This window comes from Actinoplanes couchii (assembly GCF_016862075.1).
GTDB classification, from domain to species: domain Bacteria; phylum Actinomycetota; class Actinomycetes; order Mycobacteriales; family Micromonosporaceae; genus Actinoplanes; species Actinoplanes couchii.
The window spans coordinates 1-15,055 of record NZ_BOMG01000146.1 but is presented as its reverse complement, the minus strand read 5'-3'; the positions used below and the strand labels follow the sequence as shown (position 1 = coordinate 15,055).

General features: G+C 70.0%; 19 protein-coding genes. 8 read left to right on the top strand and 11 right to left on the bottom strand.

Translation table 11 applies throughout. The features are described from left to right. Positions 1–180: 180 nt before the first annotated feature. Positions 181–813, bottom strand: a complete 633-nt coding sequence (locus Aco03nite_RS51285; RefSeq protein WP_203810354.1) for a DUF7003 family protein — start codon at positions 811–813, stop codon at positions 181–183. A 150-nt stretch (positions 814–963) separates the two neighbouring features. On the opposite strand from Aco03nite_RS51285, the gene Aco03nite_RS51280 reads away from it, so the two are divergent. The 3 genes from Aco03nite_RS51280 to Aco03nite_RS51270 are packed head-to-tail and all read left to right on the top strand — an operon-like array spanning position 964 to position 3,175. Next, positions 964–1,773, top strand: a complete 810-nt coding sequence (locus tag Aco03nite_RS51280; protein ID WP_203810352.1) for an SGNH/GDSL hydrolase family protein — start codon at positions 964–966, stop codon at positions 1,771–1,773. Positions 1,774–1,791: 18 nt separating this feature from the next. Next, entirely contained in the window at positions 1,792–2,754 is a 963-nt protein-coding gene (locus Aco03nite_RS51275; RefSeq protein WP_203810350.1) for a helix-turn-helix domain-containing protein, read from the top strand. Continuing rightward, positions 2,738–3,175 carry an SgcJ/EcaC family oxidoreductase gene (locus tag Aco03nite_RS51270; RefSeq protein WP_203810348.1) on the top strand — a complete coding sequence of 146 codons (438 nt, stop codon included), beginning with the start codon at positions 2,738–2,740 and terminating at the stop codon, positions 3,173–3,175. The genes Aco03nite_RS51275 and Aco03nite_RS51270 overlap by 17 nt, the downstream gene beginning before the upstream one ends. Here Aco03nite_RS51270 and Aco03nite_RS51265 read toward each other — a convergent pair. The 3 genes from Aco03nite_RS51265 to Aco03nite_RS51255 form a co-directional block, all read right to left on the bottom strand. Continuing rightward, on the bottom strand, positions 3,159–4,331 hold the full coding sequence (locus Aco03nite_RS51265) for a PQQ-dependent sugar dehydrogenase (protein ID WP_203810346.1): 1,173 nt from the start codon (positions 4,329–4,331) through the stop codon (positions 3,159–3,161). The two genes, Aco03nite_RS51270 and Aco03nite_RS51265, sit on opposite strands and share 17 nt — an antisense overlap. Before the next feature lie 187 nt (positions 4,332–4,518). Then, positions 4,519–4,866 (bottom strand): cyclic-phosphate processing receiver domain-containing protein, encoded by a 348-nt coding sequence (locus Aco03nite_RS51260; RefSeq protein ID WP_203810344.1) that lies wholly within the window; start codon positions 4,864–4,866, stop codon positions 4,519–4,521. Next, positions 4,863–5,567 carry a DUF6199 family natural product biosynthesis protein gene (locus Aco03nite_RS51255; protein WP_203810342.1) on the bottom strand — a complete coding sequence of 235 codons (705 nt, stop codon included), beginning with the start codon at positions 5,565–5,567 and terminating at the stop codon, positions 4,863–4,865. Before Aco03nite_RS51255 ends, Aco03nite_RS51260 begins: the two co-directional genes overlap by 4 nt. A gap of 8 nt (positions 5,568–5,575) precedes the next feature. Between Aco03nite_RS51255 and Aco03nite_RS54985 the strand changes: the two genes are divergently transcribed. Beyond that, positions 5,576–5,863, top strand: coding sequence for a GNAT family N-acetyltransferase (locus Aco03nite_RS54985; RefSeq protein ID WP_373872707.1), 288 nt, complete (start codon positions 5,576–5,578; stop codon positions 5,861–5,863). 162 nt (positions 5,864–6,025) lie between these two features. On the opposite strand, the gene Aco03nite_RS51250 is transcribed toward Aco03nite_RS54985, so the two are convergent. After that, entirely contained in the window at positions 6,026–6,358 is a 333-nt protein-coding gene (locus tag Aco03nite_RS51250) for a hypothetical protein (RefSeq protein ID WP_203810340.1), read from the bottom strand. Positions 6,359–6,431: 73 nt separating this feature from the next. On the opposite strand from Aco03nite_RS51250, the gene Aco03nite_RS51245 reads away from it, so the two are divergent. Further along, positions 6,432–6,791, top strand: a complete 360-nt coding sequence (locus Aco03nite_RS51245) for a hypothetical protein (protein ID WP_203810338.1) — start codon at positions 6,432–6,434, stop codon at positions 6,789–6,791. A 124-nt stretch (positions 6,792–6,915) separates the two neighbouring features. Continuing rightward, positions 6,916–7,719 carry an inositol monophosphatase family protein gene (locus Aco03nite_RS51240; RefSeq protein WP_203810358.1) on the top strand — a complete coding sequence of 268 codons (804 nt, stop codon included), beginning with the start codon at positions 6,916–6,918 and terminating at the stop codon, positions 7,717–7,719. 20 nt (positions 7,720–7,739) lie between these two features. Here the strand turns inward: Aco03nite_RS51240 and Aco03nite_RS51235 are convergent, their stop codons facing one another. The 5 genes from Aco03nite_RS51235 to Aco03nite_RS51215 are packed head-to-tail and all read right to left on the bottom strand — an operon-like array spanning position 7,740 to position 11,800. Continuing rightward, a complete protein-coding gene (locus Aco03nite_RS51235) occupies positions 7,740–8,342 on the bottom strand; it encodes a hypothetical protein (protein ID WP_203810336.1) in 603 nt (200 codons plus the stop codon). Beyond that, positions 8,339–9,637: a hypothetical protein gene (locus Aco03nite_RS51230; protein WP_203810334.1), complete on the bottom strand. Its 1,299-nt coding sequence runs from the start codon at positions 9,635–9,637 to the stop codon at positions 8,339–8,341. Before Aco03nite_RS51230 ends, Aco03nite_RS51235 begins: the two co-directional genes overlap by 4 nt. Continuing rightward, positions 9,634–10,440: an ATP-binding cassette domain-containing protein gene (locus Aco03nite_RS51225; RefSeq protein WP_203810332.1), complete on the bottom strand. Its 807-nt coding sequence runs from the start codon at positions 10,438–10,440 to the stop codon at positions 9,634–9,636. Before Aco03nite_RS51225 ends, Aco03nite_RS51230 begins: the two co-directional genes overlap by 4 nt. Positions 10,441–10,466: 26 nt before the next feature. Next, on the bottom strand, positions 10,467–11,258 hold the full coding sequence (locus Aco03nite_RS51220) for a hypothetical protein (RefSeq protein ID WP_203810330.1): 792 nt from the start codon (positions 11,256–11,258) through the stop codon (positions 10,467–10,469). Beyond that, positions 11,255–11,800 (bottom strand): RNA polymerase sigma factor, encoded by a 546-nt coding sequence (locus Aco03nite_RS51215; RefSeq protein WP_239146136.1) that lies wholly within the window; start codon positions 11,798–11,800, stop codon positions 11,255–11,257. The genes Aco03nite_RS51220 and Aco03nite_RS51215 overlap by 4 nt, the downstream gene beginning before the upstream one ends. Before the next feature lie 107 nt (positions 11,801–11,907). On the opposite strand from Aco03nite_RS51215, the gene Aco03nite_RS51210 reads away from it, so the two are divergent. Together Aco03nite_RS51210 and Aco03nite_RS51205 are read left to right on the top strand one after the other, a co-directional pair. Next, positions 11,908–12,459, top strand: coding sequence for an RNA polymerase sigma factor (locus tag Aco03nite_RS51210; protein ID WP_203810328.1), 552 nt, complete (start codon positions 11,908–11,910; stop codon positions 12,457–12,459). Further along, positions 12,452–13,765 (top strand): hypothetical protein, encoded by a 1,314-nt coding sequence (locus Aco03nite_RS51205; protein ID WP_203810326.1) that lies wholly within the window; start codon positions 12,452–12,454, stop codon positions 13,763–13,765. The genes Aco03nite_RS51210 and Aco03nite_RS51205 overlap by 8 nt, the downstream gene beginning before the upstream one ends. On the opposite strand, the gene Aco03nite_RS51200 is transcribed toward Aco03nite_RS51205, so the two are convergent. Continuing rightward, positions 13,762–15,009: an aminotransferase class I/II-fold pyridoxal phosphate-dependent enzyme gene (locus Aco03nite_RS51200; protein WP_203810324.1), complete on the bottom strand. Its 1,248-nt coding sequence runs from the start codon at positions 15,007–15,009 to the stop codon at positions 13,762–13,764. The two genes, Aco03nite_RS51205 and Aco03nite_RS51200, sit on opposite strands and share 4 nt — an antisense overlap. Positions 15,010–15,055 lie beyond the last annotated feature (46 nt).

The following is a 15,055-nucleotide window of genomic DNA, read 5'->3' as shown; positions in this document are numbered from 1 at the left end:
ACATCTCCGGCTCACTCTTCTGCCGCAGAGAACGCGCGCTGGGTTCCGTCGCTGCCCGCGCCCAGTGCGCTCGCCGGCACGCACCGTAGTCGCCCTTGATGGAGTGGAGATCTTGTCCGCAGCGATGTTGAGGTGTGGCGGGAGGTTAAACGACAAGCTGAGCGCCGACCTCACGTCCTCTCACAGGGAACCGGAGTCCGGCCAGTGCGACCAATGCGTGTTGGGCCGCGTACCTGGTGCATAACGGCCCGTGTCTCCGGTCGCCAGGACCTCGGCGAGCTGGCGGAAGGTCGCTGATTCGCTGGGGCGTTCGCCGTCGGGGTGGCGCCATTGGTCCAGCCGCATGATCTCGGGCAGGTCGGCCGGAATCCGCTGCCGTAGTTCCGACTCGTCAGCCAGGAGCAAGTCCCGGTGCTCCGGTACGAGCCGGCGAAACACGTTGACCAGCTCGTCGCCCTGGTTGGCGGACACCTCGATCCGGTGACCGCGGATAACGATCGGCTCTCCGCTGTACGTCTCGGGCTCCTCGATGTCCTCGATCTCGTCGAAATTGTCGATCCGGTCGAGGAAGTCCGTGTTCTCCGGACCTGGGTTACCGCTGGTCAGGCAGTTGCCGAAGACGTAGAGGACGTCGGTGAGGTTACCGGCCCGCGGCGAGTAGCCCACCGCCTCCACGAGCAGCGCCCACCGCTGCGCGTCGCGGTAGAGGTGGAGCCGGGCGTCGACCGCGTAGTTGTAGCCGTTGTTCAGATCCGGAAACTTGTGCTGCTCGGCCGCGGCGTCGAGCTGGCTGATGATCTCCACGGAGTCCATGGCCGAGCATCGTAGCCGCTCACACCGGAGTGCCGGTCAACGAAAGGAGTAGGCGGCGGCCCGGAAGATCCGACTTTCGGCAGACCCACCACAGTGGCCGGTTCGGGGATCCTTTCCGGCGACCGTAACGATGACTGTTGAAAGGATGCCATGCGAAAGCTGTTGTCGATGGGGGTGGCCGCCGCGTTCACCGTGGCCGCGCTCGCCCTGACGGGATCCCCGGCACAAGCGGCGGCGCCGGCCGGTGAGTACGTCGCGCTCGGTGACTCCTACGCCTCGGGGGTGGGCGCCGACCCGTACGACGCCTCCAGCGGGGTCTGCCTGCGCAGTCCGAAGAGCTATCCGCGGCGGCTGGCGGCCCGGGAAACCGGGCTCACCCTCAAGGACGTCACGTGCAGCGGGGCGACCATCGCCGAGGTCCGCCGCACCCAGCTCTCCGCCCTGAGCGCGAACACCCGCCTGGTCACGCTCACCGTCGGTGGCAACGACGCCCAGTTCACCACGGTGATCCGGGGCTGCCTCACCGAGAACGACGCGTACTGCCGGGACCTGAACACCTACGTCAGCTACTACGCCCGCCACCAGCTGGTGGATGAGCTGGCCGCGCTGCACACCGAGGTCAAGACGCGGGCGCCGAAGGCCCGGATCGTCGTCCTGGGCTATCCGCGGCTGGTCGAGATGACCGGCTCGTGCGGCGCCCTCGACCTGAACACGGCCCGGCGCACCTGGCTCAACGGCACCGCCGACGCCCTGGCCGAAGGCACCTCAGCGGCGGCGCAGCGGGCCGACGTGGAATACATGGACACCCGGTTCCTGTTCGCGTGGGGCGCCCACGGCGCGTGCGGGAAAGACCCGTGGATCAACGGCGTCAACCCGTCCAAGGTGACCGAGACGTTCCACCCGAACGCGACCGGCTACGACAAGGCCTACGAGTACGCCTGGCAGCACCTGTTCGACTGAGCACGCCACAATGTGTTCATGATCGGGATTGACGCGCACGAGCGGGCGCTCGACGAAGCCGGGCTGCCGCCGGTGCGTGCGGGCAGGCATGATCTGCGGGACGGGTTCCGGGCGGCGATCGTCACCCGGGACCTCGGCCCGTTACGGCTGACCGAACTGCGCACACCGGCGGGGGAGTGCTTCCGCGACGAGCGGTCGGTGCGTGACAGTGACGGCGCGCGCTGGCAGATCGACCTGATGACGCACGGCAACGCCCGCGTCGAGCAGGGACACGCCACCGCCGACGTCGGCCCGGCCGACCTGGTGCTGATCGACCCGGCCCGGCCGGTACGGTTCGCCAGCACCGCCTCCACCCACGTCACCATGCTGATCCCGCGCCCGGCACTGCGGCTGTCGACGGCCGACGCCGACCGGCTCACCGGGGTGCGGATCCCCGGCGGTCACGGCCCGGCCGCGCTGGTGTCGACCCTGGCACGGGAGATGGCCCGATCACTGACCGGTTTCCGCACCGCAGAGGCGGCCCGCTCGGCCGCGGCGGTCATCGAGCTGACCTCGGTGGCGCTGGCCGCCCGGCTCGGTGACGTCCGCCCGGCGCCCGACGAGGTGCTGCGCGCACGGATCACCGCCCACATCGAGGCCCGGCTCGCCGACCCTGACCTGACCCCGGCGAAGATCGCCGGTCAACACCACATTTCGGTACGCCGGTTGCATCGACTCTTCGAGGACGAGCCGCTCACGGTGGCGGCGCTGATCCGGCACCGCCGTCTCGAACGGTGCCGGGCCGACCTCGCCACCCCCGGCCGTACCGTCGCAGGGGTCGCTCTTCGATGGGGTTTTCCGGACCCGGCCCACTTCAGCCGCTTGTTCAAGACGGTGTACGGCTACAACGCCGTGGCACTGACGTCCAGCCACCGGGCACGCATCGTCAAGGCGGATCGCGGCACACCCGGCAACGATGGACCGCATGATCAACAACAGTGACGAGCTGCGTGCCATCCCGGCCCGGATGTGCGCCGCCTGGGACCGTGGCGACGCCGCGGGATTCTTCGCCGACTTCGCCGAGGACGCCGACTTCGTCGAGTTCGAGGGCACCGTCCACCACGGCCGCGACACCCTGATCGCCGTGCACGCGCCGATCTTCGACACCGTGCTGAAAGGATCCCGGCTGGTACGCGGCGACGTGCCGTTCACGCGGGTCGTCGCGCCCGGGGTCGCGGTCGTGCACCACCGGGCGTGGATGCTGATGCCGGGTGAGACCGAGCCGCTCGGCAGCCGTCAGGTGATGCAGATGCTGACGGTCGCCGAGCGGGACGGGCGCTGGCAGGTGGTGGCGCTGCAGAACGCCCGGGTGGTGTCGTTCCAGGCCGCCGGAGCCCTGGACGCGCTCAGCGCCCAGGCGTGAGCCGGTAGACCAACCCGGCCTGGTCGTCGGTCACGTACAGCGACCCGTCCGGGCCGGGGATCGCGTCGACACTGCGGCCCCAGCGGGTGCCGTCCGCGTTCTGCCAGCCGGTGACCAGCGGCTGCGGCGGGGTCAGGGTGCGTTTGCGGGCATCCCACGGGCTGTAGACGACGGACGGCTCACGCGGGGGAGTGCGGTTCCACGAACCGTGCGAGGTGATCAGCGCGCCGCTGCTCAACGACCGCGGCAGCTTCGAGTCCTGGGTGAACGCGAACCCGAGCGGGGCGCCGTGTGCGGGCAGTCCGAGCGCGGTGCGGTCGGCGGTGGCGCAGTCGAGCACCGTACCGTCCGGGTTGTTGAGGGGTTGACTGACGTAACCGAGATTGGTGCGGTCCGGGCGCCCGGTGGTGTCCGGCAGGCAGTAGGGCCAGCCCAGCTCGGTGCCGGGACGGATCCGGGCGACCTGGTCGACCGGGTTCTCGTTGATGTAGGCGGAGACCTGCTGACCGTACTGGCCGGTGTCGTCCTTGAAGGGGTAGGGCTGGTTGTCGGACTGGTTGATCGCGGCGAACAGCGTCCCGTCCGGAGCGAACGACAGACCCGATCCGTTGCGTACGCCGGTGGCGATGGTGTGGTTACCGGTGCCGTCCAGTCCGACCTGGGCGATCGTGGCCCGTTCGGGGGTTCCGGTGCGGTCGGCCGGACTGTCGTTGGTCAGCGAGCCGAGGTTGTAGAAGACCTGGTCACCGCGGACCACCGGGGTGATCCGGTCGTGGCCGCCGCTGGGTAGCCCGTCGACGATCAGCCGCTGGTTGCTCACCGCTCCGGCGGCGTAGTCCCAGGCGACGATCCTGGTCCGGTCGCCGACCAGCAGCACCGAGCGACCCTTGTCTCTGGCGAGAGCCAGTCCCTGGGTGTGCTGCAGGCCGGTGGCGAGGGTCGTCACCGTGGGGCCCTGGCCTGCGGCGGCCGGCGTCAGCTGGGCGATGGTGCCGTTGGCGCCGGTCGAGACGAGCAGGCGGCCGTCGGGTGTCCAGGCCAGCCGGCGGGCGCCGGGGACGTTCGCCCAGACCTCGGCGGTCCAGCCCTTCCGCAGGTTCAGTGACTTGCCGGCGGCGGTGCCCGGGTCGACACCTCCAGCCACGGTGAGCGCCACGGGGGCGAGAGCGTCGGCTTTGGTTCCGTTTTCCGTGGTTCCGCTTGTGTTGGTTCCGCTTGTGTTGGTGAACGCGCCGAGCGTGAGCGTCAGCCCGATCGACAGCGCCACTGCGGCGCCGGCACGATAGGGGGAACGGGGCATAACGGATTCTCCCGTCTGGTGTGCATCGACCAAGCCATCGATACTAATCGAATTCCTGGTATCCCACCGCCGGGTCGCCCGTCCCCACCCGAACCGGGTAGTTCCACCGCCGCAGAGCCTGGGCCATCTTCGCGGCACCCGCCGGATTAGCCGAGTGGATCACGACGACACCGATGTCGAACGGGCTTTCCTCGAACGCCGCCCGTTCGAGGACCTCCACGACCGGCCAGATGGTGTCGTCGTCACCCAGGTCATGGTCGAGCCACAGTTCGTCGATCCGCCGACCACGGAAACCGTCGAGGAGCGCGACTCCGGCAGCGCTGGTGCGGGCCACCTCAGCCGCCTTGCCGTCGACGAAGGAGCGGAGGTCGTCGATCAGAACGATCGTCACGGGGCCACCCGCCGGGTGCCGTCGAACACCGCACCGTCATTCAGCGCAATACGCTGCACCTGCACCTGCACCGGCACCAGGAAGTAGTCCCCGGCGGAACCGGTCCGGCAGCTCTCCGAACACGGCGCGTGAACCTCCACGGACACCCACTCGAACCCCACCTCGTCGACCTTCACGCCGACCGGCGGAGCGTCGGCGCGCACCCCGAGGACCAGCCAGGTGCCGCTCTGCCCACCGAGGGCATTCGACAGATACGCAGGCGGGTCACCCGGGTCCGCCTTCTGCCACCGTCTGACACTCACGGTCGGCACCGAATCCGGCGGCTGCGCCGAAACCGGCGGCCGGACGATGCTGGCCTCGTCGACACCGAACGCCGCCCGCAGTTCCTTGCCACCGACGGCAGCCATCGTGGACACCGGCGCCAGGCTGGTCGCCTCCACCGTCGGCGTCGGAGTCGTGGTGGCACCGGCCCGGGCGCCGGGTTTCTCCAGGTTGGCGAGGCCGACGGTCGCCCACACCAGGCACCCGATGATCACCAGGTTGACGAGCCGGGTGCCCAGATAGGCGGCATCGCTGGGTTCGTTGGCCGCCGGGTCGCGATAACTCCAGGAGGCGAGCACCCGCCACTGCGACCGCGGCGAGATCAACCCCCACAACGAGAGCGCAACGATCGGTACGAGTAACAGAATCAGGCCGTCCACGGCCGCAGATGCTACCGACAGCAAGGGATCGGGGCACTTCACGGCCATCGAGCAGACGGACGCTGGATCGCCAACCGCATAACTTCGAGGAACCCGAGATCGGCTACGAGATCCGCGCCACGCCCCGAGGCCACTGCTACGCCACCGAAGCAGCCAGGGCGGTGCTACAGCAGTTCCGCGTTGTCGGCCTGACCCGCATGTGGGCCACCATCCGCCCCCCACGACATCGCGTCACGCCACATCGTCACCCGACTCGGCATGCACCTGAACCGAACAGAAGCCGACGACCGCGGTGACTTGCTCTTCCACGTCATGGACATGCAGTCCCGCTGAACAGGCCTGACAGCATCACGTCACTGACGGACGCGGTCCGGGACCTATCGGAACTGGGCAAGCGGGCAACTTCGGCGGCTGGAGTGCTATCGGCGGTAGAAGAGTGCGTTGGGAGCCGCAGCCCTTCAGGCACGAGGTGACTGCCCTGCCAGCACGCGACGGCGCCGCTCCTCGAAATCGGAAGCTGAGATGACGCCCAAGCTGTACAAGCCGTGATCATTGCAGCTGAACCCGATTCCGAAGCTTTGCACCGTGTCCTCCAATCCCACCCATGCCACTTGGACATGCTGCATCGCCGGCTCCCAGATGACTCCGGGATGTCCGTGCCAGAGGCGGTCGCACGCGGGTGGCGGATCACCCATACCCACTATCAGATCGTCGGTGGTCGTCTCGTCGAGATACTCGACGAAGAGTCCTTTCGACAACCTGCCGATGTTCAAAATGTCCGGTGCACTCACCCGGGCAGCCTAGACCAGTTGCTTCTTCCTGCGCCGACGGTTACCGCCGGCTCCGTCAGGGAACCGTACGAAGATGAGCAGCTATCCCGATCCGGCCTGGCACGGCGACGTCTACCCCTCTGAGGAGGAGATCGATCCGGCTGGCACCGACGGCCCGGTCGCGGCGTACGCCAACCGGCCCGGCCCACTACCGTCCTCCACGCCTGAATTGCCGCCCCTCTCCGGACCGGCAGACCAGGGCGCCACCGCCGCTAAATCGATTGTCAGCCGGCGTCCGGACGGATCGATCGAGGTTGTCACCGACCTCGACGGTGACGGCATCGCCGACGTGGTGCAGGTCGACCTCGACGGTGACGGGGTGCCCGAAATCACCTACCTCGACACAGACCGCGACGGCAAGCTCGACACCATTTTGCGCACCCCGAACCACTGACAGCACGGTGCTGTGCCAGCCCATTTTCCGGCGCAGCGACATCAGCGGTGGCTGTCTGCGGCAGATCCGGATCTCACTGCGGATCCCGCCTGCTCGGGGCGTGATGGACATCTATGGTCTCTTCATGTCGATAAGCGACCGGGACCTGGCCATCGAAGCGGCGGAAGCCGGTGCTACCGTCGTCCGCTCGCACTACGGGTCAGCGCTGAAACGCTTCCAGAAGTTCGCTGGTGACTTCGCCACCACAGCCGACGTCGAGGCAGAGAAGGCGATCATTGACGTCCTGCGGGCAGCACGGCCGGATGATCTGATCCTGGGTGAGGAAAGCGGGCACACGGGCAGCGGCGTGACCGATCGACTGTGGTTGGTCGACCCGCTGTGCGGAACGTTGAACTATGCCGTGCGGAACATGCTGGTTTCGGTGAATGTGGCGCTACGGACAGGTGGGCAAGCCACGGTGGCGGCCTGCGCGGACCCGTTCACGAACGAGGTTTTCTGGACCGACGGCGCTGCTGCGTACGTGCGTCGCGACGGAGAGGACGAGCGGCTCACCCCCTCGGCCGAGTCGAGGCTGGTCGACGTCAATCTCGACCCGCCGTTTCCCAATCATGAGGTCTTCTCGGCGGCCCGGATGCTCGCTGACGAGGGATTCATCGACCAGTTCCGCCCCAGGGTCGTGTCGACCACGCTGGCGGTGGCTTGGGTCGCCGCCGGCCGCCGCGCCGCCTACGTCACCGATGGTCACCTGCGGGACAGTGTTCACTTCGCGGCTGGAATCGCGATCTGCCAGGCGGGCGGTTGTGTTGTCACCGGGATCGACGGGCAGCCGATCCATACCGGAGCAGGCGGTCTGGTGGTGGCCGCAGACGAGCAGACCCACGCCGCCCTGTTGGTCCTGATCGCCGATCAGCGCCCGCACCAGGATTGATCCGGTTCCCGGCAGTTCAGTCAGTGTCGGACGGTCAACAGTGGTCCCCGGTGGATGTAGGCGACGGTACCCGCGGCGAACAGGACGGCTGCGGTGATGGTGGCGGTGGTGGACGTGGTGGGTTGCAGGGGCCAGCTGAGGATCTGGCCGGCGGTGCTGTCGATGCTGGTGCGGGACAGGGGCAGGAACGGTGGGACCGTGATGAACGGGGCCAGGTAGAACCAGGCTCGGGCTCCGCCCAGGGTGGCTGTGCCCAGGGTGATCAGGCCGAGCGCCCCGGCACAGTTACGGGTGACCGTGGCCGCGTCGCCGTAGTCGTGGGCGGTACCGGCGACCGACAACAGCAGCCCGAGAATGACCGCCGCGGCGACGGCCAGGTGCAGGGCTCGCCGGGGCGGCCACGGCCGGGCAGCAGTGTGATCCAGGTGAGTGTCGGGCCCGGCGAGGGTGGTCCCGGCGGCGATGGCGGCGAAACCGGTCGCGGCCATACCCATCTGGTCGGGCACCTCACCGGGAACTGCCATCCCGGCCCAGATCGCCCACAGCCCCCACACCGCCGCCGCAGCCCCGACCAGCGCGGCAGGTGCCCGGCGTGCCCGCAGGTAGAGCAGCACGCCCGTCATCGCGGACCGTCCACGAGGATGCCCCACAGGCTGTCGAGGTCGCAGGCGAGCCCGGCCTCACGAAGCGCCCCCACCCGCGCCACCTGTTCCGCGGCGGGCAGCGCGGCCAGCGTCTGCCATGCCTCGACCGCTCGCCGACCGGTGGCCGGCGGAGGCGTTTCGAGCAGCCAGTACGCGGCAGCGACCCGAGCACCATCGGCCTTCTCCCACTCGGTGGTGTCGCCACAGGCGGTGACCCCGGCACCGGTCAGCACCTGCAGCGCGACCTCGTCGGCGCTGATCTCCGGGGCGAACCCCATCCGGATCACGAAAGTCGCTACCGATGCCGTGGGGGAGTCCGGAACACCGTCGATGACGTCGATACCCTCCTCGACGGCACTCGGCGGGTTCGGCAGCCGGCTGAGGCGGCGCAGCGCGTCCCGGGCGGGAGCCACGACACCCGGCAGGATGCTGGCGTGCACCCGGCGTACACAAACTCGGGGTTCACCGTCGGCGCAGACCAACTCCCGCGCGCCGGTGTCGGCGGCGTAGACGCTGCCGCCCGCCGGCAGCAGGAGCATCGCGGTCACCGCACCGGCCACCGCCGGAACCACGGCCACCGCACGACGGATGGCCATCAGCAGAAACCCGGTGGCGGCCAGAGCGACCGCCCAGACGGCCTGGGCCAGGCTCAACCGGGCCGGCACGATGACGAAGTCGCCGTTCTGCCCGAGCACCGGCGACAGCAGCGTTACGAACTGCTGGGCCCGGCCGGAGACGTGGTAGGACACCAGCCCGGGAGCACTGGCGATGATCAGCCCGGCCACCACCAGCGCCGGCGCGGTGAACCGCGACGGCACCACCGTGCCCACTCCCATACCGAGCAGCCCGGCGGCCAGCAACAACGGCAACCCGGTGGCGATGACACCGAGCACGGCCGGGTTGAACCAGGTCGCCGACCCGGCCACCAGAGGCAGACAGACAGCCACGGTCAGCAGGTACGCGACGCCCACGGTGAGACTCAGCGCCACCGCAGGTGACGCGACCCGCTGCCACACCGGCCGGGGCGTCCCGGCGAACAGCTCACCCACACGGCCGAGCCGGTCCCGGTCCACCAGCCACGCCCCCGCCGCCAGGGTCAACGACCAGGTGAACCCGAAAGCGCTGCGCAGGGTCGCCGCGAACGGGGACCACCGGCCGCTCCACGCCTGCTGCCCGAAGATCAGGAACATCGCGGCGAGACCGAGCAGCAGCACGATCAGCCCGGCCCCGAGCGCGGCACTGCGCCGCAGGTCGATGGCGATCGCCCGGATCATGCGCCGGCCTCCCGCCGGGCCTGGCGCACCAGCGCGGAGTAGCCACGTTCGGCGGCACTGTCGCCGGGATCCCCGGTGCCGCCGCGTTCGGCCAGCTGCCCGGGAGTGCCCTGCCACACCACCCGCCCGGTGTGTACGACCACCACATCGGTGCAGGAGGCCACCACGTCCTCGACCAGATGCGTAGACACCAGCACACACGTGTCGGCGCCGAGATCACGCAGCAACTCCCGGAACGCGAGCCGCTGCTCCGGGTCGAGACCCACCGTCGGCTCGTCGAGCAGCAGTAGATCCGGGGTGTTCACGATGGCCTGGGCGACACCGGCCCGGCGCAGCATCCCACCGGACAGCTCCTTGAGCTTGCGGTCGGCCCGATCGGCCAGCCCCACCCGGGCGATCGCCCGTTCAGCGGCCACCGGAACGGCGAGGGCGGGCATCTCCTTGAGCCAGGCCACGTACTCGACGAACTCACGGACGGTGAACTTCGGGTAGTAACCGAACTCCTGCGGCAGGTAACCGGTGCCGCGGCGGACACCCCGCAGATCCGCGCCGCGTTCCTGCACCGGCCGGCCCAGCAGTTCGAGGGTGCCGGACTCCGGGCTGAGCACGGTCGCCAGCGCCCGCATCAGGGTGGTCTTGCCGGCGCCGTTCGGGCCGAGCAGCCCGTGCACGCCGACACCGATGCTCAGATCCAGACCGGTCACCGCCAGATGCCGGCCGGCCTTCACCCGCAGACCCTTCGCCTGTACGGCGTACTCCCACGTCACCGGCTTCAACTCGGTTTCGGACAGACTTCGTACCATCAATCGCTCCTGAAGGGTTTTGAAGATCAGTTGCGGCTGGTGAGCCGTTGGAAGGCGTCCGCGCGCTTCCAGGCCAGAACCGCCAGCAGCAGCCCGGTCGCCGCCCACGCCGGGGCCTTGTCGGCGCCGAGCACGGCCGGCACCTGCTGGGTCAGCACGGCCGGCGCCGTCACCACGACGACCCAGGCGGCGGTCACCACCCCGGCGGCCCGCCGGACACCGAGCAGACTGCCCACCGCGATCGTGGCCGAGGTGACCGTCAGGCAGGGCAGCAGCCACAACACCAGCGGGGTCGCGGTGACCCAGCCGACCAGCGCGAGGACCGGCAGCAGCGCCGCGAGCACGGTGACGGTCCGGCGCAGCACCATCAGGACACCGCCCTGCGGTGACGCGGCGACCAGCTCCCACGCCGGATCGTCGCGGCGCGAGCAGGCCGCCGCGACACCGAACAGCGGCACGACCGGCGCGATCAGCAACACCGGCGACGGATGGTACGGATTGAGCACGTCCAGCATCAGCACCGCCAGCAACGCGCCCACGCTGACCGTCAACCTCGGCAGCAGCGACCACGTCGACCAGCGCCGCACCACCGCGAACCGCCGCCGCGACGGCGCCACCGCGGGCAACGATCCGGTCACCCGCCCACCGACCTCGGCGACCAGCACCGCCGTGCCCGGCGCGACCACGGCCCCGAGCCGGGCCCGGCACCCACCGCAGCCGTCCAGATGATCCTCCACACTCCAGACCACCGCGTCCGGCAGGCTCTCGCTGATCCCGGCGTAACGGGCCAGCATGTCGTCGTCGATGTGCGTAGTCATGACAGCGCCTCCCGAAGCCGGATCCGGGCCGTCCGGGCCCGCATCTTGACCGTGCTCTCCGGCACCCCCAGCAGCGCCGACGTGTCGCGGACCGACAGCCCGTCCAGAACCATCGCCTGCAACACCCGCCGAACCTCCGGCGCGAGCGTGTGCAGCGCCCGCAGCAGATCCGCCTCGACCCGCCCGGCCAGCACCTCGTCCTCCGCGGCCGGCGCCGGCGGGTCACCGGCGATCGCCGCCGGAAGCTCGGCCGCCCGGGCCCGCAGCCGGAACGCGTCCACCAGCCGCCGGGCCGCGATCGTCCAGATCCAGCCGGTCGCACCGCTCTGCGCCGTGCCGGTGAACGAGCCCGCGGACCGCCACACCGCCATGAACGTCTCCTGCATCACCTCGGCCACGATCTCGTCGTCGGAGCACCGCCGCCGTAGCCGGGTCGCCAGCCACGGCGCGGTACGCCGGTACAGCTCGTCGAAAGCGGCATGATCACCACGCGCGCAGCGGCGAACCAGCCGCACCTCGATCACCGCCTCCTGATCACTCACGCTCAGTAGGACGGCGTGACGGGCCGAACGGATAGCCACGGCACTGAGACGACCGTCACAGTCCCCGGACGCGCGATCCGGGCGGGGTACGGCCACAAAGGGACGTGATGCAAACGCGACGAGCCGATACGGCACCGGACGAACTCGGTGACCCCGAGGCGTTCACCGCGCTGTACGAGCGACATGCCGAAGCGGTGTGGAACTTCGCGTACCGGCTGACCGGGTCCTGGTCCGAAGCCGACGACGCGCTCTCCACCGTCTTCCTGACCGCCTGGCGCCGCCGCCGGGACATGCGCCTGGTCGGCGGCAGCGCACTGCCCTGGCTGTACCTGGTCACCCGGAACGTCTGCCGGGGCGAAGGCCGCCGACTGGCCCGCCTGTGGCGCGCCCTGCCCCGGCTGGTCCGCCCGGACGTCCCCGACCACGCCGACCGGATCGCCGACGAGGACGCGGCCGGGCAACGCCTGGCCACGGTGCTGGCCGCCATCGACCGGCTGCCCCGCGCCGAACGGGAAGCCGTGCACCTGTGCCTGCTCGGCGACACCTCGGTGGAGGACGCCGCCGAACTGCTCGGCCTGTCCCCGCACAGCGTCCGCTCCCGGCTGTACCGCGCCCGCACCCGCCTGCAGCAGAACCTCCCGGAGGACCACGATGCCTGACCTCACCGACCTGCCACCCCGGCGCACCCTGCCCGCCGATGTGCGCGCCCGGGCCCGCCGCGAACTGCTCGACGGGATCCGGCCCCGCGAACACCGCCGCCCCGCCCGCCTCGCCGCGGTCCTCGCCACCGCCGCCGCCGTGCTGATCCTCCCCGCCTTCGGCGCCCTGCTGGTCGACGCGGCGGACGTCACGCCCACCGCCACCGACGGCCCGGTCAACGACAACTTCAAGGTCATCACCCCGGAGGAGCGGTACGCCGCCCGCGACGGCGCCCCCACCGAGACCGCCGACCGGTGCCGTGCCGCCGCACCCGACCAGCTGCGGGACGCGCAACCACTGCTCACCGCCTCCGACAACGGCGTCACGGTCATCGTGTTCCGCTCCGCGGACGGCGAGCGGGTCCGATTCTGCGAACTGTCACCGGCCACCGTCGCGGTCTCCGCGGACACGAGCCGAGCATCTTCCGGTACGGCCGCCACGGTCACGTTCCGGTCGGCGCTCGGCACGATCGCCGGGGTGACCGGTGCCGACGTGCCCCACCTGTTCGTCCGGGATCCGATCATGCAGACCCAGATGACCGACGACGGCGACCCGGCACTGATGCGCGACGGTATCTTCGTCCTGCCCAACGCGGTCACCGCGGCGGCCACCGAACTCCAGCTGACGGTGACCGCCACCGGCAGCCGCGACGCACAGATCAGCACCCTCACGGGCAGCGAACTACCGGCCCCGGCCCCGCCCACCACCGACCGGCCACAGCCCGCTGCGGACCGTACGTCGGAAGCAGGAAAGCAGTTGGGCCGTTGCTTCTCCGACCCGAAACTGCCGCCGGTGGCCGACGCCGGCGCCTGGATCCCGGCGGCCACGCTGCGGCTCACCGACGACGAGAGCGTCTACCTGGCCCGCCTCGACGGTCTGCTCGCCACCTGCATCGTCCGCTCCACCGAAGGGCCGCAGCTGACCATCGACGACGGCCACCGGATCCCCTGGCTGCCGGCCTACATCGCCGCCAACCCGTACCTCTTCGGTGACCTGGCGTTCTACGACTTCAAGAAGGAGTCACACGGCGGGTCGTCCAGCGACACCGTGGTGGTGACCGCGCTGGTCACCGACTCGCGGGTGGCGTCGGTGGCGCTGAGCCGGCCGCATCGCGCGCCCATCACCGCGTACGTCCAGAACCAGACCGTCCTTCTGCCCGGCATCGGCCTCAACGAGAACCGGGACAGCTCGGAGGACACCAGCACCCTGACCCTGTACGACAGCAACGGCCGCGAACTGGACCGGGTACCGGTCGGCCAGTCCTAACCCCACACGCTCTCGATGATCGACAGCGCCTCGTCGAGATCGTCGCGGCTGTGCCCGGCCGTCACCGACGCGCGGAACCGCACACTGGTGCGCGGGACGGCCGGGTAGTCGGCCGGGACCACGAAGAGGCCCGCGCGGAGCAGGGCGTCGCCACGTTCGTAGAGCAGACGACGGTCCGCACCGACGAGGATCGGGACCACCTGGGTCGTCGAGTCCCCGGTGTCCAGGCCGAGCCGGTGCAGCCCGGCCCGGAAGTAGGCGGCATTCTCCACCAGCCGCCGCCGGGGCCCGTCGTCACCGGCCGCGACCCGCAACGCCGCGATCAGGGCACCGACGACCGAAGGCGGAAGGGCGCAGGAGAAGCCGTACGATCCGGCATAACACCGCAGGTAGTCGATGGTGTCGGTCCCGCCGCTGACAAACCCGCCGACACCCGCGAACGCCTTGGAGAACGTGCCGTAGACCAGCGCCACCCGATCCTGTACCCCGAAATGCGCCACCACCCCGGCCCCGCCGGGCCCGCACGTCAGCATCGAATGGGCTTCGTCGACGAGCATCCCGACCCCGTGCCGCTCGGCCACGGCGAGCAGGCCCGGCAGGTCAGCCAGATTCCCGTCCATCGAGTAGACGCCCTCCACCACGACCAGCCGGCGCCTGTTCCCGGTCCGCGACAGCACCCCGTCCAGAGCTTCCGGGCTGTTGTGCGCGAACGTCACGGCCCGGGCCCCCGAGAGCCGGGCGCCGTCCCGCAGACTGACGTGCGCCCGGCTGTCCAGAACAGCGATGTCACCACGCCGCAGCAGCCCCGCCAGAACCCCGGCAGCACCCGCATATCCGCTGGTGAACAGCATGGTCGAGGCCCGCCCGAGAAAGCCACTCAGCGCGTGCTCCAACTCCCGGTGCAGATCAGTCATCCCCGACAACATCGGCGACCCACAGGCCCCGGTCCCGTACCGCCCCAGAGCATCCGCCGCAGCGGCAACAACATCCGGATGGTCGGCGAGCCCGAGATAGTTGTAGGACCCAAGATTGACGACGGAACGCCGAATCCCACCGACGCTCATCTCCACCCGAGGCCCCGGCCCGCCGAACAGGCTGCGCTCGTAGTGCGACACCACCACCCGGGCTTCATCCCGCCACCGCAGAAAGGCTTCCGGCGGAACAAGCGGATCCGCGCTGTCACCGTGATGAAAGTCAGCGAGGCTGAACTGCTCCGCCCCGGACGTCTCCCCGATCGTCGTCAAAGCCGCACCCCCAGTCCCGCCCCACCCCACACGCGGAGCCTTCGCC